This window comes from Micromonospora sp. NPDC003944 (assembly GCF_053605225.1).
The window spans coordinates 21,891-39,158 of sequence record NZ_JBSGIV010000061.1 but is presented as its reverse complement, the minus strand read 5'-3'; the positions used below and the strand labels follow the sequence as shown (position 1 = coordinate 39,158).

The following is a 17,268-nucleotide window of genomic DNA, read 5'->3' as shown; positions in this document are numbered from 1 at the left end:
TTTTAATATAACTAAAACCCCCAAAAACCAAAACCCAAAGGCGCCAAACACACCCACGTCCGCGGGGGGCTCCCCCCGCCCCCGGTGCCCCCCCCCCCCCCCCCCCCGCGGGGGTGGGGGCCGTCGGCCATCTCACCCGACCTGGTCAGGTCGTGCTGGTCAGAGGACCATGGTGACGCCCTGGGCCTTGCACGCGGTGCTGATGTCCTTGCCGGCCTTCTCGAAGGCCGGGTTGTCGGCGGCGGTCGCCGGGTCCGCCGCGGCTGCGGCCTTGGCCGCCTCGGCGCCGAACGCCCGCAGCGCGTCGACAAGCTTGCCGTCGCCGGTCGCAGCGACCGTGGTCACCTTCTGCTCCAGCCCGGTCAGGATCTTCTTGAAGTCCGCCGCCGACGCCTCGCCGGTCGTGGCGACCTTCACCATCTCGGCCCTCATCTCGTCGCTGGCCTTCTTCACCGCCTCGCAGAGCTGCTTGTCGGTCGCCGCGCCCGCCGCGGGTGACGACGGCGTGGCGGCAGCGGAGGTGGCCACCGCGGACGCGGCTGCGGAGGTGGGAGCGGACGTGGCGGATCCGGCGGTCGTCGCCTTGTCGCCGTCGCCGCAGGCGGCGAGGGTCGTCGAGACGGCAAGGATCAACATGGCGGAAGCAAGACGGGAAGATTTCACGGACGCGGACAATAGCCGATGTCCAGACGATGATCAATCTGCTCGGCGCCGTCAGCTGCAACACGGGACACCCGTGTGGACGGAGGGCTGGTAGGAAGAGGCGAGTTGCCTCACCCCAGGGAGATGATCGTGGCACGTTCCCACCTGTCCCGCCGTTCGCTGCTGACCGCCGGTGGCGCCGCCGCCGTGGCGCTCGGCGCGGCCGCAGCCAGTCCGTCCGCCGCCGTCGCCGCGCCAGCCGAAACCCCGGTCGACACGCCGTCCGAGGCGCTGCGTCGCCTGCAGGCCGGCAACCGGCGGTTCACCTCCGGCCACGGCCGGCACCCCCACCAGGGCCTGGCCGACCTGCACCGGCTCGCCGCCGGCCAGCACCCGTTCGCCATCACCGTCGGCTGCGCGGACTCCCGGGTGGCCCCCGAGGTGCTGTTCGACCAGGGGCTGGGTGACCTGTTCGACAACCGGGTGGCCGGCAACATCGTCGACGACCTGCTGCTCGGCAGCGTCGAGTTCGCCGTGGAGGAGTTCGGCAGCCTGCTGATCGTCGTCCTCGGCCACGAACGCTGCGGCGCGATCACCGCCACCATCGACGCCATCCACACCGGGGGTACGGCGCCCGGGCACATCGGCACCATCGTGGACGCCCTGCGCCCGATCGTCGAGCCGGTGCTGGACCAGCCCGGCGACCCGGTGGAGAACGGGGTCCGGGCCAACATCGCCGCGCAGGTGCGGGCGCTCAGCGCACGCAGCACGATCATCGCCGAGAAGGTGCACGAGGGTGCGCTACGCGTGGTGGGCGCCCGCTACGACCTGGACAACGGGCGGGTCTCGCTGGTGGCCTGAGGCCGTCACCCGATCCTGGGCCAGAGCGGCGGCGTTGGCCGGTCCTCCACGCGGGCCGACCAGCGCCGCCGATCCCGTCGCGGCAGCCGGGTACGGCGGTAGTAGGACCACCCGGCAATCGGCAGCGCGACCGTCCAGGCCACCAGGAGCGGGAGGCCGATCAGGACGCCGGTCGGAGTGAAGATGTCGTCGGCGCCGGGCTCCGTCAGGTCCGCGGCGAACTGCCAGGGCAGGGTCGCCGAGTAGCCGATCATCAGGGCCGATCCCAGCACCGTCGGCGTCAGCGGCACCCACGGTGGCACCCGACGTCCGCGCAGCCACGGCACCCACCGGGGGAAGACCGTCCCCCAGTCCTTGATGAGCCCCAGCGCCAGGACGCCACCGAGCCCGGCGAGGACGCACAGCAGGCCCAGGTAGAACGCCCCGGCCGGCAAGCCCAGGAAGCCGTCGACGGGGTGGTCCCCCACCCCGGGCCCACGACCGTGGTACCACTCGCGAAACGGGCCGGGGTTGGCGAACATCGGAATGCCCAGGATCCATGGCACGTGCAACGGGATGAACCCCAGCACGGGGGCGATCCACGCCACGTGACCGGCCCGGCGCGCCCAGGGCGGCGGTGGTGGTGTCGCAACAACTGTGCGGGTCATGGTTGTCTCCGTTTCAGCGGCGGTCGGCGCATCCGAGTTCACCGTGGCTGACCGTTGAGACGAACGAATCGCTACCCGGGGGGATTCGCCTCCCCCGGCCCGGGGATGAGCCTCGTTTCGTCACGACAGTGCTTGTGACGTAAAGGCTCCCGGCGGCGGGGCACGGTCCGGAGGCTGAACACCATGAATGTGACCCGAATCGGTCGACCCGCCGACGGCAACCCACAACCCGCGTCCGGTGACACCCCCGCCCGGATCACCGTCGTGGACGCCCTGCGGGGAAGTGCGCTGCTGCTCATCCTGCTGGTGAACATCGCGTTCTTCAGCTCCGGCTACGACTTCCACCTCGTCGACGACCCGACGCACGGCCCGGTCGACCTGCTGGTCGCGGGTGCGGTGGAGCTGCTGTTCGCGATGAAGGCGTACCTGCTGTTCGCCTTCCTCTTCGGCTACAGCTTCACCCTGCAACTCGACTCCGCGGCTCGGCGCCACGTGGCGTTCCGCCCGGCGTTTCTCCGCCGGCTCTCCGGGTTGTTCGTCCTCGGGGTGCTGCACGCGGTGCTGCTGTTCCACGGCGACATCCTCACCACGTACGCGCTGCTCGGTCTCGTGTTGCTCGCCGCCCGACGGATGGCGCCCCGCACCGCGCTTGTCGTGGCGGCGGCCATCATCGGCGGCATCGCCGTCGTGGTCGGGATCGCCGCGGTCCTCGGTGCCACGCTGGTGCCGGACGAGGCCACCGCGGTCAGTGCCGGTGCGCGTTCGACGCTGGCCCTGGGCGGGGGCCTCGGCGACGTCGTCCTGGAGCACCTGCGGTCGATGCCGGCGATGATCGGCGGCCTCGCCGTGCAGGGGCCTCTGGCGTTCGCGGCGTTCCTCGTCGGCCTCGCCGCCGGCAAGCACCGTTTTCTGGCCTCCGTGCCCGCGCACGCGGACCTGCTGCGCCGGATCGAACGGGTGGGGTATCCGGTCGGTCTGGCCGGCGCCGTCGTGTTCGCCGTCGGTGGGGGCACCGCGGACCTGACCGGGCTGATGGTCAGCATTGTCACCGCGCCGTTCCTGGCCGCCGCCTACGCCGCGACCCTGCTGCGCCTGTTCACGCGGCGGCCACGCGTCGCAGACGTGCTCGCGCCCGCGGGGCGGATGGCACTGACGAACTATCTGGCCCAGTCGCTCGTGTGCGTGCTCGTCTTCACCGGCGTCGGGTGGGGCCTGGTCGGCCGCACCTCACCGGCGCAGACGCTGCTGATCGCGCTTGTGATCTTCGCGGTCCAGTTGGTGGCCAGCTCGTGGTGGCTGCGGCGGTTCCGCTACGGCCCGGCCGAATGGGCGCTGCGCGCCTGGACCCACCGAGGTCGTCGCCGCGACTAGGGTGCTGGAATGGTCGACCGGCATCAGGTGATGAACTTCCGGGTCCGCGCCCAGCAGCTCGACCGGGACAAGGGCACCCTCGCCGACACCGCAGTCCTGGACCTCGGGGTGCAGAACACCGGTCCGGACGGCGCCCGGTGGGCGCTTGCCGTACGCGGGGTCGACGTGACGGCGTTGCCCGACCCGGAACTGGTGTTGCTGTGGACGGTGCGCGGCGCGCCCCACCTCTACCGGCGTGCCGACGTCGCGAAGGTGGCGGCGGCCGTCGAACCCTTCTCCGAGGCCGACGCGGGCAAGCGCATCTACGACGCATCCAAGCCGTTGAAGGCCGCCGGCATCGGCATCCTCGCGGCCCTCGACGAGATCGCCGGCCGGATGCGGGCAGTCGTCAGCGCCCCGACGGTGAAGGGAGACGTGTCCGGCCGCCTGGCCACGGTGCTGCCCGAGCCGTACCTGCGGTTCTGCCGGCCGTGCGACGCCACGCACCTCTACGAGATGCCGTTCCGGCTCGCCGCCCTGCGGGCCGGGCTGGAGTTGCGGCTGGACACCTCACCCCCGATCTTGCAGCGCATCTCCGGGTTCCGGAAGGCAGCCGCCGCGGGTGACCGATTCGACCTCATCCGCGCGTACCTTCGCCTGTTGGGCCCGGCCACCCCGAAACAGGTGGCCGATTATCTCGACGCCCCGGTGAAGGACGTGAAGGCGCGCTGGCCCGACGACGTGGTCGAGGTGACTGTCGACGGCGAGGTGCGCTCACTGCTGGCCGCCGACGAGGAGGCGTTGGAGTCGGCCGACGGCCGGGGCACCCGTCTGCTCGGCCCGTTCGACCTGTTCCTCCAGGCCAAGGACCGGGCAACGCTGGTGCCGGACGCCGCCCGCGCCAAGGAGCTGTGGCCGGTGTTGGGTCGCCCCGGCGCCGTCCTGGTCGACGGCGAGTTGGTCGGCACCTGGCGTCCCCGCAAGTCCGGCAGGACCTTCACCGTCGCCGTCCAACCGTGGCAGAGGCTGTCAGCCGCCACCCGTGAGGCCATCACCGCGCAGGCGGAACACCTCGCCGCGTACCGTGCCGTCGCCCTTGCCGGAGTCGACGTCGGCAGCTAACGGCCCCTCACTCCACCGTCCAGGAGATGGCGGGCGGGGTCACCCGAGCGCAGATCGGCTCACCGGCGGCATCGGTCAAACCGACCCGGCCGACGAGCGTCCCGCTGCCCTCGTGGGCGGCGCGCAGCAGCGCGGTCGGCACGTCGGTGAACATCATCTTCGCCCGTCGGAACATGGCGAAGCCGTCCGGGGTCACCGCACCCCAGCTCAGATAGAGGAACCGCGCCCCGGGGCGGCCGTGCACCCAGGGGCCGCCGACGTCGAGCGCTCCGTCGATCTCGCGGCTGGACACCTCCAAGGACCAGGTTGCGCTCGGCGCGTCGGCCGGCACCTGGTCGACCACCTCGGCCTTTCGCTGAATCCCGACGTGTACGTTGCCCAGTCGCAGCGCGTCGGCCTCCGCACCGGGGCGCTGGCCGGGGAGGTCGCTGCCCTCGATCCGGATCCGCATGACAGTGACTCTAGTTAGCCGGCCGGCTTGTCGGCGGTGGTGTCGTCCTCGCCGTACTCGCCGCGGATGGGCAGGTAGTAGGCGGGCAGGAACGCGGCGATGATGACGACGCCGGCGATCGGCACGAACGCGCCGACGACGATGCCGGAGCCGATCCAGAGCAGCGCGAGCGTGAACCGGCGACCGATGGCCCGAGCACCGACCGGGCCGAGGCCGGGGTCCAGCAGCTTGGCGCGCCGGAGGTGGGCCCAGATGATGTTGAACAGGGCCGCCGCCGTCCACAGCGTGCCGCCGTAGGCGACGACCGACGCCCGCAGCCCCTGCTCCGCGCGCAACGCCTCGGCGAGCAGTGAGGTGGTGAACGGCAGGAACGCGATGACCATCAGCAGCAGGGTGTTGAGGAACAACACCCCTCGGTCGACGTGCCGAACCCGGTCGAACATGACGTGGTGGTTGACCCACACCTGCCCGATGAGCAGGAAGCTCAGCGTGTACGCCAGGTACGACGGCCACAGTGCACCGAGGCCTCGGACGAGGTGCCCGAAGTCGTGGGGCGGCTGGATCTCCAGCACCAGGAGCGTCACGGCGATCGCGAAGACGGCGTCGCTGAAGGCCAGCAACCGGCCTGGGCTGCGCGTCAGCCGTGGGGTTTCCCTTTTAGGGGGCACATCACGAATTATGCGGTACGTCAGCGTTAGTGAAGGTGGGAGGCAGCCGTTCTGCGCAGGTACGTCTCGGCCAACTGGCGCAGGCGCGTCCGGTCGAAGCTGTCCCCGTGGCCCGGATGGACGACGGACACGTCGAGGTCGACGAGGAACTCCATGCTTCGCCGGTACGCGGCCACGTCGGAGTTGGGCAGATCGTCGATCAGGGCACCCTCGTAGATGATGTCGCCGGAGTACAGCGTCCCGCTGTGTTCCTCCAGCAGGGCGATGCTTCCCGGCGTGTGGCCGGGCAGGTGCAGCACGGTCAGCACCCGTCCGCCCAGGTCGACCCGGTCGCCGTCGTCGAGCAGGCGGTGCAGGGTCATGGGTGCGATCCGGTAGGCGGTGGGGTCGTAGCCGGGGTCGGGCAGGACGTCGATCATGAGCTCCGGGACGGCTTCCCCGGCGGCGTCGATGCCCAGCTTCTCGAAGAGTTCCGCGCCGTAGAGGCTCGCCGGCACGCCCGCCGCCAGAACCCCCGCCTCGGCGGGGTGAGCGGCCCGCTCTGCGAACTCCGACGCCCCACCGACGTGATCCAGGTGCGCGTGGGTGAGCACGACCAGCGGGTCGCGCGCGAACAGGCCCGGAATCGTCTCCCCCAAGGCGACGACACCGAGCCCGGCGTCGATCACGATGTCCCGGTCGTTGCCGCGCAACCACCAGAAGTTCGCCGACAGCAGTTCGTTGACGTGGGGCTCCGAGATCCGGACGACGTCGCCGTCCACCTCGGCCCGCGTATACCAGTCGACCATGACCGAGAGTGTGCCAGCGCGGAGACGCCGCTTCTGTCCCGTGGCGAGGTGTGGCTGACCCGGTCACCGTCGGTCACCTGGCCGGAGGCGGACGCGGCAATAAGCGGTAGCACCGCGCCGGGCACGAGGCCGCGCCCGCACGCGGGAACGCCCGATCCGCCGATCCGCACGAGTACGACGTGAAAGACTCGCCAGGCGCGCGGAAGGGGCGGGGATGGCACCAACCTGGCTCGTGGCGCTCTCCTGGGCGTCGCTCGCAGTCATGGAGATCGTCTGGCTGGTGACCGTCCTCTACATCGGTCCGGCAGCGGTCCGCCTCTACTGGAACTGGGGCAGGCCCGAGGCGTTCTCACGACGGCGGTGACGATCGCCGTTCTCTTCCGGTACTTCGCCGGGCCGGGTCGCAGCCTCGGCAAGGTCTGGCGCGCACTGTCGAGCGTCGGCAGGATCGAACTGCTGACCATCAGCGCCTTCGAGCTGGCGTTGTTCGTGTGGCTGACGCTCGCGCACCGCGTGGTCCTGCCGGAGCCACCCCTGCGACCCGACAGCGCCACGTTCTGGTTCGTGGGTCAGATCGGGCTGATAGCGGGGTTCGTCGCGGCTTGGCCGACCGCGTCCTGGCAGCTCGGCCGAGGGTTGCGGATCGAGCCGCGTCGACTCCCCTACGACTGAGCAGGCCCGAACACCCGGACAAACAACAAGCGGCAAGGAGATCACTCTCCCTGCCACTTCTAACGTATATCGCACCTGGGGGCTTGCCGCAAGACCCCGGTCGTGACGCAGAATCGGCGGCCGGACCAGCACAAACGAGGTAACGGGGGGGCGACGTGGGTGTGTTGTCGATTGACGAGGGCCGCAGCGACCGGACACCGCTGGTGGATCTCCGGGAGGTCGACGAGACGCAGGTGTCGGTCGTCGGCGGCAAGGCCGCGCACCTGGGGGCGCTGTCCCGGATCGACGGCATCCGGGTGCCGGCCGGGTTCTGCGTGACCACTGACGCCTTCCGGCGGGTCGTGGGGCTGACGCCGTCGATCGACGACCGGCTCGGTCAGCTGTCGCGGCTGAGCCCGGACGACCGGGAGGCGATCCGCACGCTCAGCGCGGAGGTCCGCCGCAGCATCGAGGAGACCGCGATGCCGGACGACCTGGCCGCCGCGATCACCGACGCGCTCGCCCGCTTCGGCGAGCAGGCCGCGTACGCCGTGCGGTCGAGCGCGACGGCGGAGGACACGCCCACGGCGTCCTTCGCCGGCCAGCAGGACACCTACCTGAACGTGGTGGGGCCGGAAGCCATCCTGCGGCACGTCAGCCGGTGCTGGGCGTCGCTCTTCACCGAGCGGGCGGTCGTCTACCGCCTGCGCAACGGCATCGACCACCGCACGGTCCAGATGGCTGTCGTCGTACAGAGAATGGTCTTTCCGGATGCCTCCGGCATCCTGTTCACGGCCGACCCGGTGACGGGCAACCGGAGGGTCGCGACCGTGGACGCCAGCTTCGGTCTCGGCGAGGCCCTGGTGTCCGGCCTGGTGAACCCGGACGTCTTCACGGTGCGCGACGGGGAGGTGGTCGCCGGTGCGGTCGCCGCCAAGCAGCGTGCCGTCGCCGCCCTACCCGGCGGCGGGACGCGGGAGGTGGCCATCGACCCGCAGCGGCAGGAACAGCCGGCGCTGACCGAGGCGCAGGTGCTGCGGCTGGTGCGGCTCGGGCGTCGGATCGAGGCACACTTCGGCCGCCCGCAGGACATCGAGTGGTGCCTGGTCGACGACGACGTCCAGATCGTGCAGAGCCGGCCGATCACCACGCTGTTCCCCGTGCCCCCGGCCGGTGACCAGGAGAACCACGTCTACCTCTCGGTCGGGCACCAGCAGATGATGACCGACGCCATGCGGCCGCTGGGGATCTCGATGTGGCAGTTGACGGCCATGGCCCCGATGCTGGAGGCCGGCGGGAGGTTGTTCGTCGACGCGACCCGGTTGCTGGCCTCACCCGCGAGCCGCGCCAACTTCCTGGAGATGGTCGGGAAGTCCGACCCGCTGACGAGAAACGCGCTGGAGACGCTCCTCGACCGACCGGACTTCGGCGCGACGACGCTCCCGGGCGACGGTGGCGGACCGGCCAGGCTGACGACCGGCGGCGTGTCGATCGACACCGACCCGACCATCGTGACCGAGCTGGTCGGGCGCAGCGAGGCGTCCGTCGCCGCGCTGCGGCGCGACATCGCGGCGGTGACCGGCCCGGCGCTGTTCGACGTCCTGTTGGAGGCCTTCGGGGAGCACAAGCGGGTCCTCAGCGACCCGCTCAGCATGCAGGCGATCATGGCCGGCATGGAGGCCACCTGGTGGCTCAACGACAGACTTGGTGAGTGGCTGGGCGAGAAGAACGCCGCGGACACCCTCACCCTGTCCGCCCCCGGCAACATCACCTCGGAGATGGGGCTGGCGCTGCTCGACGTCGCCGACGTGATCCGTCCGCACCCGCAGGTGGTGGCGTTCCTCCAGGACGTCGAGGACGACGACTTCCTCGACGAGCTGCCCACGGTGGTGGGCGGGGTCGAGGCGCGCGAGGCCATCATGGGATACCTCGACAGGTACGGCATGCGCTGCGTCGGCGAAATCGACATCACCAGGCCACGGTGGAGCGAACGACCCACCACGCTGGTGCCCGTGCTCCTCGACAACGTCAGGCTCTTCGCGCCGGGCGAGGCCGGGCGGCGCTTCGCGCAGGGGCGGCAGCAGGCGCAGCAGAAGACGCAGGAGGTGTTGACGCGCCTGCGGGCGCTGCCGGACGGCGAGCAGAAGGCCGACGAGACCGCCACGATGATCGACCGGGTGCGGACCTTCATCGGCTACCGGGAGTACCCGAAGTACGGCATCGTCAGCCGCTACTTCGTCTACAAGCAGGCACTGCTGGCGGAGGCCGACCGGCTGGTGCGGGCCGGCGTGCTCACCAGCACCGACGACGTCTTCTACCTGACGTTCCAGGAGTTCCACGAGGTCGTCCGCTCGCAGAAGGTGGACCACGAGTTGCTCCGGCAGCGCCGGGACGCGTTCCGGTCGGACCAGGCACTCACCCCACCCCGGGTGTTGACCTCCGACGGCGAGGTCGTCACCGGGGCGTACCGGCGCGACGACGTGCCGGCCGGCGCCCTGGCCGGTGTGCCGGTGTCCGCCGGGACCGTCGAGGGGCGCGCCCGCGTCATCCTGGACATGGCGCAGGCCGACCTCGAAGCGGGTGACATCCTCGTCACCGCCCACACGGACCCGAGCTGGACGCCGCTGTTCGTCGGCATCGCGGGCCTGGTCACGGAGGTCGGCGGGTTGATGACGCACGGCGCGGTGATCGCGAGGGAGTATGGCCTGCCGGCCGTCGTCAGCGTGCTCGACGCCACCCGGCTGATCCGCGACGGGCAGCGGATCCGCGTACACGGCACTGACGGGTACGTCGAGATCCTGCCCTGACCGACGGCACCCACATCAGCAGGTACCCACCCGGATGGTCGTCGCCCAGCTGTGGAAGCTAGGCGGGGTGGTACTTCAGGAGGACCACCCCGGAGGAGAACGGTTCGGCGGACACCAACTCCAGTCGGGCCGGTGGTTGACCACCGTCGAAGAGCGCCTTGCCCCGGCGCAGGAACACGGGATGCACCAGGAGGTGAATCTCGTCGATGAGCCGGAGATCGGCGAGAGAACGGATCACCGTGAGGCTGCCGTAGACCACGATGTCCCCTCCGGGCCCACGTTTGAGCTCGGCGATCTCGTCGGCGTCGAGGCGGGCGAGCCGGCGGGTGTTCGTCCAGGTCGCGGTGTTCCCCGAGGCCGAGACGACGATCTTTTCCAGTGCGTCGAGGCGTTGGGCATACCCGCGTACGTCGTCTGGCTGGTCGGGGTTGCGGGCGGTCGACGGCCAGTGGCCGGCGAAGTCGGCGTGCGTGCTGCGACCCAGCATCAGGCTCCCGGCGTTGTCCACCAGGTCCCGCTCGTACTTCTGTAGGTGGTCGTCGATCAGGAGCCAGTCCATCTCGTCGTGCGGGCCGGCGACGAACCCGTCCAGCGTGGTCCACATCGACACGACAATCTTGCGCATCTCTCGTCCTCCGTCTGGGTGTGGTGATCTCCGGCTGGTTACGTGCCGCCGCTGAGCGCGGCCCGGACGGGATCCGGCGTTCGCGCCGGAAACCGCTCCTGGAAGTCGACGACTGCGACCCAGGTGGGGCGCAGTCCGATCCGGACCATCCGCAGGCCCGGCTGGTCGATCGCCGTCAGGTAGGCGGTGCCCATCTCGTCGCCCATCCCCGCGCGCTGGATGGTGGCGTACTCGGGCAGGACGCCCTCGACCTCCGCCAGGGTGACCTTTCCGCGCAGCATCAGCACCTCCGGCAGGCCGTCCGCGGTGTCGATGCAGACCGCCACGTCCGGCCGGGCTTGCAGGTCACGGATCTTGTACGTGCCGGCGAACGCGCCGACGACCATCTCGTCGCCGGTCCAGAGGAAGTTCACCGGGATCAACCTGGGTGTCCCGTCCCTGCTGGTCCAGGCGAGGCGGGCCACCAGGGAGGCGGCGAGCAGGCGCTGCGCCAACGGAGTGTCCAGGAGCTTCACGTCACCTTGCGGCAGGCTCATGGGAGCCACGCTAGGGGTCGAACTCCTAAAGAACAAGTGATACTCCTAAATGAGGATCAAGGTAGGGTGGATGCCATGAGCGGCATGCGTAGCTATGGAGATCCGTGCGGTGTCGCCCGTGGACTGGACATCATCGGCGAGCGGTGGGCGTTGCTGGTGGTCCGCGACCTCCTGCTCGGCCCCCGGCGGTTCAACGACCTGCTCGGCGGCCTACCCGGCGTGAGCCCCAACGTGCTGAGCCAGCGGCTGCGCCAGCTCACCGAGCACGGCGTGGTGCACCGGCGGGACCTGGGCCCGCCGACGCGGGTCCACCTGTACGAGTTGACCGAGTGGGGCCGCGCCCTGGAGCCGATCCTCCTGCAGTTCGGCCGCTGGGGAAGCCAGTCCCCCCAGTCACCCGACGGCGCCCTCGGCGTCGACTCCCTGCTGCTCAGCATCAAGGCGGCCTTCGACCCGGCGCGAGGCCGGGCACTCGCCGGCAGCTACGCCTTCCACATCGACGCCGACACGTACCTCGCCGACGTCGCCGACGACACGGTGCAGCTCCGTCGCGGCGCAGCATCCGACCCCGATGCGGCGCTCACCACCGACCTCGGAACCCTTCGTGCCGTCTGCGGCCAGGAGATCACCATGGCGGCGGCGGTGGAGTCGGGTGCGCTGCGACTAAGCGGCGACAAGCATGCCAGGCGGCGCCTCACCGAACTGCTCCTGACCCCGTTCATCCTCGTACCCCAGCCCGCGACGCCCTGACGACGGTGCGCCGCGACGTGAACCGTCTGCGCGAAACTCGCTGGTCATGAAGCGATCTGCGGTCTACCGTGACCGGCCGTGCCCTCACACGAACACATAATCGGACAGGCCCTGGATCGGATCGGGGCAGGCTACGTCTTTCCCGAGAAGGTTCCGGAGATAGACGCCGCGATCCGGCGTCGTCTCGCGTCGGGCGAGTACGACGGCCTGGACGGGCCGGCGCTCTGCGAAACGGTCACCGCTCACCTTCAGCAGGTGTGCCCGGACAAGCATCTGCGGCTGTTGTGGTCAGACCAGCCGCAGTCGCTGGATCCGGCGGACGAGGACGGCGGGCGGGCCGCGTTCCTCGCACTGCTCAGAACGGAGAACCAGGGCATCCGCCGCGTCGAGCACCTGGACGGCACCGTCGGGTTCATCGACGTGCGGCGCATCGCGTACGCCGACGAGGGCGCCGCCGCGATCGGCGCGGCCATGCAACTGGTCGCCCTCAGCTCCGCGCTCGTCCTGGACCTGCGCGCCTGTTCCGGCGGAACACCGGAGGGAGCCGCGATGTGGTGCAGCTACTTCTTCCGCGACGACCAGGTGCACCTCAACGACTTCTACGAGCGGTCCACCGGCGCGACCCGCCAGTTCTGGACGACCGCGCACCTTCCCGCGCCGCGCTACGCCGACCGCCCGGTGTATGTGCTGACCAGCGCGACGACGTTCTCCGGGGGCGAGGACGTGGCGTACACCCTTCAGGCGCACGGCCGGGCCGTCGTCGTCGGTGAAACGACGCGCGGCGGCGCGCATCCGACGGCCCGCCACCCGGTCACCGAACACATCCTCGTGACCGTGCCGACCGCCCGCACCATCAACAGCGTCACCGGCACCAACTGGGAAGGCGTCGGCGTGGTTCCCGACATGCCTGTCCCAGCAGACCAGGCACTCGACACGGCGCTCAAGGCCATCTCAGGCGCATAGGCGCGGCTACCGTTCGGGTGGTACGCATCGAGCATGATCGTTAGTCTTGACGGGCTCTCCACTTTGGACGGCGACGCGATCTGCGGGTCGCCGGCCTTGCCCGTGCTGCCCACCGCCGCTCCGCGACGGGCAGCGGATCCGCGTCCACGGCACCGACGGGTATGTCAAGATCCTGCCCCGACCGACGGCACCCTCAGGAGGAAACGACATGGCGGTCCCGGTCCGGGGCAGCGCCACAGGCGCGTCGGTGTCCGCGGATCGCATCCAACATCTAGCCAACAATCTGTTGGAAGACTGCGGCCAGCCTCGTCGCTCGGGGCCGTCCCTCTCGGGCCGGCAGGACGCAGCCGACGCGCCCGGGCGTCGCGAACAGAAGGGACCACATCTTGTCTCTGCCGAAGAAGGCGATCACGGTGGGCGCGGCTCTGAGCACGGCCGCGACCCTCGCCGTGGCCACCCCGGCCAGCGCCGCCTCCAACTACATCCTCAACGCCAGCAACCTTGGCCTGGGGGTCATCCACGTCCAGGACGGCAACTACACGCACGGCAACTACGACACGATCCTGCCGGCCAACCGCTCGACGACCGACTTCTGGGCGAACGCCGCCGGCTACTACATCGGCTCCGGCTACTGCGGATGGGTCTGGACACTCAGCGGCGGCGATTGGCTGCTGACCGATGACAACGTACGTCCCGGCAAGCACTTCATCCCGACCACCCGCACCATTCGGGTGGACGTGAGAAGGTGCTGACCGGCCACCGACAGTAGGGCTCTCAGCCCGGAACAGCGGCGGGGTCCGCTACACGACCTGGCCCGACGGGCGGGCGACGCCGGCCTGCACGAAGATCGACTCGGGTGTGCTGAAGTCGGGGCGTCCGTAGAGCCGGGACACCCCGACCACCTGACCGCCGCCACACCTTCGGCCGCCCAGCCGTCGAAGATCGAATTGGCCGCCAGCCCTTGCCCGCGCCCGGGCCACGTACCGGCCCTTCACACGGTCACGCCGTGGCGGCTGGCCGGCCCACCGGGAACCGCACGCCGGTGAGGTCTTCCGAGACGGCCCAGAGGCGTTGCTGCACGCTCACGTCGTAGGACTCAGGGCTGGAGGCGACGAGCCTCGGGTAGCCGCGCACCTCGCCGAGGCCATCGGGGCCGTAGTACTGGCCACCGAGGGCGGACGGGTCGGTGGCGGCCCGCAGGGTGGGCAGCGCGCCCGCCGTCGCAGCCTGGGTGATCAGCGGGGCGAGCCAGGTGACCGGTCGACGCACGACCGCCGGGGTGTTGCGGACCAGTTCGGTGTTGGAGATGCCGGGGTGTGCGGCCACCGCCACGGTGGTGCCGTACGCGGCGAGACGGCGCTGCAACTCGTAGGTGAACATGAGGTTGGCGAGCTTCGACTGACCATAGGCGGCAACCCGGCTGTAGGAACGTTCCCACTGCAGGTCGTCGAAGTGGATGGCGGCGCGGATGCGGTGGCCGGTGCTGCTGACGGTGACCACCCGGGAGCCGGGCACGGGCAGCAGCAGGTCGAGCAGCAGGCCGGTGAGCGCGAAGTGGCCCAGGTGGTTGGTGCCGAACTGCATCTCGAAGCCGTCGTGGGTGGTCTGCTTCGGCGTGTACATCACGCCAGCGTTATTGATCAACAGGTCGATCCGGGGGTGGTCGACGCGCAGGTCGGCCGCAGCGGCACGTACCGAGTCCAGCGAGCTCAGATCCAGCTCCTGTACGGACACGTCACCGTTGATCCGCGCGGCGGCCAGCTTGCCCTTCGCTGTGTCGCGCACGGCCAGCACGACCGACGCCCCGCGTTCGGCGAGCCGCCGGGCGGTCTCGAAGCCCAGCCCGGTGTTGGCGCCGGTGACCACGGCCACCCGGCGGTCCTGGCGCGGAATCTGCTGCTCGGTCCACTTCATTTCAGGCTCCCAATGTACCGTCGGTAACTTATGCTCGAACGGTAATGTACCGCCGGTAACGTGTCAAGGGACCACCGGTACCTAAGCTAGGATCGGGGTCATGACCTTCCAGCGGGCACGCAGCGAGGAGCAGCGTGAGCTCCGGCGCCGGGCGATTCTGGAGACGACCTCGGCGATGCTCGACGAGATGCCGGTGGCCGAGGTGACCTTGAACGAACTGAGCCGGAGGGTCGGCCTGGCCAAGACTGCGGTATTGCGCTACTTCGAGTCCCGCGAGGCGGTGCTGCTCGACCTGATGGACGACCGGACGGCGGCGTGGCTGGCCGAGCTGGACCAGGAGTTGGCCCACGGTGTCGATCTCGGCCGACCCGCAATGGAACGGGCGGAGCAGACGGCCGAGGTGCTCAGCCGATCACTCGCCGCGCAGACGGTGCTCTGCGACCTCTTCGGCGCGCAGGGTGGGGTGCTCGAGCACAACGTCTCGGTCGAGGTGGTCCGACGGCACAAGCGAGCCGCACTGGGCAACCTCGCCGTGATGGCCGAACTCGTCCGGCGACACCTGCCCGAACTCGGCGTCAACGCCGAGCTGTTCTGCCTCAACACCTTGATCATGGGTGGAGCGTTGTCCGCCTACGCCTCGCCGCCGCCGAGCCTGCTCGCCGTCTACGAATCCGAGCCGGCGCTCGCGGTCCATCACATCGACCTGCGCACAGCCCTGCGACTCTCGATCACCACGTCGCTCGTGGGCATCCTGCCTCGCCCCTAGCGTCGGCGTCAGAGCCCTCGACTCAACCAGGGGCTGAACACCGTCACCCCTTTGTGGACCCCGCCACGGCCTCGTGGTCCCGGCCGGCTACGCGCCGGCCGGGACCCCCCGTCAGGAAGACGTCATTCCTCGGGTGGCCAACTCGCTGAGCGACGCGACGCCCTTGTCGCCGAGCGCCTTCCGAGCCACGGCGGGCTCGCCCAGCTCGAACACCTCGACCAGGAGGGTCGGTGATCCGGACCGGCGGCGGATCCCGTCGATCTCCTGCCGGTCAGGGTTGAACGGCAACGCCGGCCACTGGTCCGCGGTCGCCTGCCAGTCGGACGAGATGGCCGCGGCCAGGCCGTCGAGCAGGGTCGCGTAATCTTCCGAGCTGATCGCCCGACCCAACCCGTACCGCTCCCGCAGGGCGAGAATCTCGGCCGGGACCTCCTTTGCGGAGTAGGTGTCGTTGATGCCGAGCCACCAGTGCGCGTAGTAGGTGCCCTGGTAGCCCTGGGCCAGGTAGCGCGACCCGTCGTGGTGCACCTCGATGATGAAGTTGTGCACCTGCGGGAACTGGCAGTCGAGCAGCAGGACGGTAGCGGCGCTGGCGGGCTTGGCGAGCAGCGCCTTCTTGAGCTCGTCGCCGCCGCCAGCCCCGTAGGTGTCGTGCGACAGTTGGGCGGGCTTGCCGCCTGCGGCGCTCAACTGCTCACGGATCTGGAACGCCGCCATTCCACAGTTGGCCCACCTGCGGCTCTCGTCGCGCAACGCGATCTGCGGGTCGCCGGTCTTGCCCGTGCTGCCCACCGCCGCGTTGAGCTTCGCCAGGTCGACCCCGTCAGTGGCCTGGCCACGAGGCCGCTGACCGCTGTCGGTGGCACGGGCGGTGTCGCGCTGCGCGTAGCTGGTCGCGGCGGCGACGGCCTCGGCCCACGTGCCGAAGCTCTGATCGGGCTTCAGCGCACTCTCCGACCAGTTGACCAACGCACCGACCACCTCATCCCGCAGGCCCTTGGGCATGAGCGGTTCGATCCTGGTCAGGATGTCGACGCACGCCTTCTCGTCGGTCTCCAGGTTGGGGATCTGACCGTTCGGTGGGTAGGCGTCCTTCTCCTCCGCGATGATCAGCATCCGAACCTCCACTGTCCTCTGTGTACCGGCCGCCCCCACGGCGAGCCGGCCTCCAGATTGGACCCTGAGTGAACGAGCGAACACCCAACGTCGGACTTCCGTCCCGGGCGGCGGTGCGCAGCGCGAGGTCGGCGCTACAGCTGTCGGAGGTTTGACCGAGGAGAACGTCGGCCCCGGGCCCGCCGCCTCTAGCGGGCGGCCTTGCCGGAGAGGGATCGCGGATACCGGAAGGCGCCCAGCAGGGCGGTGACCACGCCAGCCACCAGCACGATCCGCACCCCGTGGAACACCACCGCGTCACCCGTGGAGCCCGGCGGGAAGACGTCCTTGACGAGCAGGCCGACGCCCAATCCCAATCCCAGGCAGACATGCATCGCGGCCCGCAGGCGCGCGAGGGGCTGCGGGCGACCGAAGATCCGGGGCGTGGCCACGCCCCCGCGGCTCCTGACGAACAGCACGGCGGCCATGGCCAGGTTGCCCGCAGCGCACACCACGGCCAAGACCACGTCCACGGGTTCCATGAGGCCAGACGCTAGCGCACGCCCGCCAGCGCCGACGCTGGCACATGGAAACACTGTGACGCGGCAACTCCTGCCTTAATCTGTGGATGT

At 70.1% G+C, this 17,268-nt stretch carries 20 protein-coding genes; 10 read left to right on the top strand and 10 right to left on the bottom strand.

The window, feature by feature from the left end:
• Window positions 1-159: 159 nt before the first annotated feature.
• A complete protein-coding gene (locus ACWER9_RS25510; protein WP_452304206.1) occupies window positions 160-636 on the bottom strand; it encodes a hypothetical protein in 477 nt (158 codons plus the stop codon).
• Between the two features lie 156 nt (window positions 637-792).
• Here ACWER9_RS25510 and ACWER9_RS25505 point away from each other — a divergent pair, with 156 nt between their 5' ends.
• Window positions 793-1,503, top strand: a complete 711-nt coding sequence (locus ACWER9_RS25505) for a carbonic anhydrase (RefSeq protein WP_452304205.1) — start codon at window positions 793-795, stop codon at window positions 1,501-1,503.
• A gap of 5 nt (window positions 1,504-1,508) precedes the next feature.
• On the opposite strand, the gene ACWER9_RS25500 is transcribed toward ACWER9_RS25505, so the two are convergent.
• The gene (locus ACWER9_RS25500; protein WP_452304204.1) at window positions 1,509-2,150 is read right to left on the bottom strand and encodes a hypothetical protein; all 642 of its coding nucleotides are present in this window, start codon (window positions 2,148-2,150) and stop codon (window positions 1,509-1,511) included.
• 183 nt (window positions 2,151-2,333) lie between these two features.
• Between ACWER9_RS25500 and ACWER9_RS25495 the strand changes: the two genes are divergently transcribed.
• Both ACWER9_RS25495 and ACWER9_RS25490 read left to right on the top strand, forming a co-directional pair.
• A complete protein-coding gene (locus ACWER9_RS25495) occupies window positions 2,334-3,521 on the top strand; it encodes a DUF418 domain-containing protein (RefSeq protein ID WP_452304203.1) in 1,188 nt (395 codons plus the stop codon).
• A 9-nt stretch (window positions 3,522-3,530) separates the two neighbouring features.
• Window positions 3,531-4,622 (top strand): winged helix DNA-binding domain-containing protein, encoded by a 1,092-nt coding sequence (locus ACWER9_RS25490; protein WP_452304202.1) that lies wholly within the window; start codon window positions 3,531-3,533, stop codon window positions 4,620-4,622.
• A 7-nt stretch (window positions 4,623-4,629) separates the two neighbouring features.
• Here the strand turns inward: ACWER9_RS25490 and ACWER9_RS25485 are convergent, their stop codons facing one another.
• The 3 genes from ACWER9_RS25485 to ACWER9_RS25475 all read right to left on the bottom strand — a co-directional run bounded on the left by ACWER9_RS25485 (window position 4,630) and on the right by ACWER9_RS25475 (window position 6,529).
• A complete protein-coding gene (locus tag ACWER9_RS25485) occupies window positions 4,630-5,073 on the bottom strand; it encodes a DUF5990 family protein (protein ID WP_452304201.1) in 444 nt (147 codons plus the stop codon).
• Between the two features lie 14 nt (window positions 5,074-5,087).
• Window positions 5,088-5,693 carry a TMEM175 family protein gene (locus ACWER9_RS25480; protein WP_452304200.1) on the bottom strand — a complete coding sequence of 202 codons (606 nt, stop codon included), beginning with the start codon at window positions 5,691-5,693 and terminating at the stop codon, window positions 5,088-5,090.
• Between the two features lie 74 nt (window positions 5,694-5,767).
• Window positions 5,768-6,529: an MBL fold metallo-hydrolase gene (locus ACWER9_RS25475; protein WP_452304199.1), complete on the bottom strand. Its 762-nt coding sequence runs from the start codon at window positions 6,527-6,529 to the stop codon at window positions 5,768-5,770.
• A gap of 214 nt (window positions 6,530-6,743) precedes the next feature.
• On the opposite strand from ACWER9_RS25475, the gene ACWER9_RS25470 reads away from it, so the two are divergent.
• The 3 genes from ACWER9_RS25470 to rph all read left to right on the top strand — a co-directional run bounded on the left by ACWER9_RS25470 (window position 6,744) and on the right by rph (window position 9,987).
• A complete protein-coding gene (locus tag ACWER9_RS25470) occupies window positions 6,744-6,893 on the top strand; it encodes a hypothetical protein (RefSeq protein WP_452304198.1) in 150 nt (49 codons plus the stop codon).
• Window positions 6,890-7,201, top strand: a complete 312-nt coding sequence (locus ACWER9_RS25465; protein WP_452304197.1) for a DUF4396 domain-containing protein — start codon at window positions 6,890-6,892, stop codon at window positions 7,199-7,201. The genes ACWER9_RS25470 and ACWER9_RS25465 overlap by 4 nt, the downstream gene beginning before the upstream one ends.
• 164 nt (window positions 7,202-7,365) lie before the next feature.
• A complete protein-coding gene (rph, locus tag ACWER9_RS25460; protein WP_452304196.1) occupies window positions 7,366-9,987 on the top strand; it encodes a rifamycin-inactivating phosphotransferase in 2,622 nt (873 codons plus the stop codon).
• A 58-nt stretch (window positions 9,988-10,045) separates the two neighbouring features.
• Here the strand turns inward: rph and ACWER9_RS25455 are convergent, their stop codons facing one another.
• Both ACWER9_RS25455 and ACWER9_RS25450 read right to left on the bottom strand, forming a co-directional pair.
• Window positions 10,046-10,612, bottom strand: a complete 567-nt coding sequence (locus ACWER9_RS25455) for a dihydrofolate reductase family protein (protein WP_452304195.1) — start codon at window positions 10,610-10,612, stop codon at window positions 10,046-10,048.
• Window positions 10,613-10,650: 38 nt separating this feature from the next.
• Window positions 10,651-11,148, bottom strand: a complete 498-nt coding sequence (locus ACWER9_RS25450; protein WP_452304194.1) for a pyridoxamine 5'-phosphate oxidase family protein — start codon at window positions 11,146-11,148, stop codon at window positions 10,651-10,653.
• 75 nt (window positions 11,149-11,223) lie between these two features.
• On the opposite strand from ACWER9_RS25450, the gene ACWER9_RS25445 reads away from it, so the two are divergent.
• The 3 genes from ACWER9_RS25445 (at window position 11,224) to ACWER9_RS25435 (ending at window position 13,613) form a co-directional block, all read left to right on the top strand.
• Window positions 11,224-11,898, top strand: a complete 675-nt coding sequence (locus ACWER9_RS25445) for a winged helix-turn-helix transcriptional regulator (RefSeq protein ID WP_452304193.1) — start codon at window positions 11,224-11,226, stop codon at window positions 11,896-11,898.
• A 78-nt stretch (window positions 11,899-11,976) separates the two neighbouring features.
• Window positions 11,977-12,861 (top strand): S41 family peptidase, encoded by an 885-nt coding sequence (locus ACWER9_RS25440; protein ID WP_452304192.1) that lies wholly within the window; start codon window positions 11,977-11,979, stop codon window positions 12,859-12,861.
• Between the two features lie 386 nt (window positions 12,862-13,247).
• Window positions 13,248-13,613, top strand: a complete 366-nt coding sequence (locus tag ACWER9_RS25435) for a hypothetical protein (protein WP_452304191.1) — start codon at window positions 13,248-13,250, stop codon at window positions 13,611-13,613.
• 247 nt (window positions 13,614-13,860) lie between these two features.
• Here ACWER9_RS25435 and ACWER9_RS25430 read toward each other — a convergent pair whose 3' ends face one another.
• Window positions 13,861-14,775 carry an SDR family NAD(P)-dependent oxidoreductase gene (locus ACWER9_RS25430; RefSeq protein WP_452304190.1) on the bottom strand — a complete coding sequence of 305 codons (915 nt, stop codon included), beginning with the start codon at window positions 14,773-14,775 and terminating at the stop codon, window positions 13,861-13,863.
• A 100-nt stretch (window positions 14,776-14,875) separates the two neighbouring features.
• Between ACWER9_RS25430 and ACWER9_RS25425 the strand changes: the two genes are divergently transcribed.
• Window positions 14,876-15,541 carry a TetR family transcriptional regulator gene (locus ACWER9_RS25425; RefSeq protein ID WP_452304189.1) on the top strand — a complete coding sequence of 222 codons (666 nt, stop codon included), beginning with the start codon at window positions 14,876-14,878 and terminating at the stop codon, window positions 15,539-15,541.
• 111 nt (window positions 15,542-15,652) lie between these two features.
• On the opposite strand, the gene ACWER9_RS25420 is transcribed toward ACWER9_RS25425, so the two are convergent.
• Together ACWER9_RS25420 and ACWER9_RS25415 are read right to left on the bottom strand one after the other, a co-directional pair.
• Window positions 15,653-16,657 (bottom strand): hypothetical protein, encoded by a 1,005-nt coding sequence (locus ACWER9_RS25420; protein WP_452304188.1) that lies wholly within the window; start codon window positions 16,655-16,657, stop codon window positions 15,653-15,655.
• Window positions 16,658-16,845: 188 nt separating this feature from the next.
• Window positions 16,846-17,178, bottom strand: coding sequence for a hypothetical protein (locus tag ACWER9_RS25415; RefSeq protein ID WP_452304187.1), 333 nt, complete (start codon window positions 17,176-17,178; stop codon window positions 16,846-16,848).
• Window positions 17,179-17,268 lie beyond the last annotated feature (90 nt).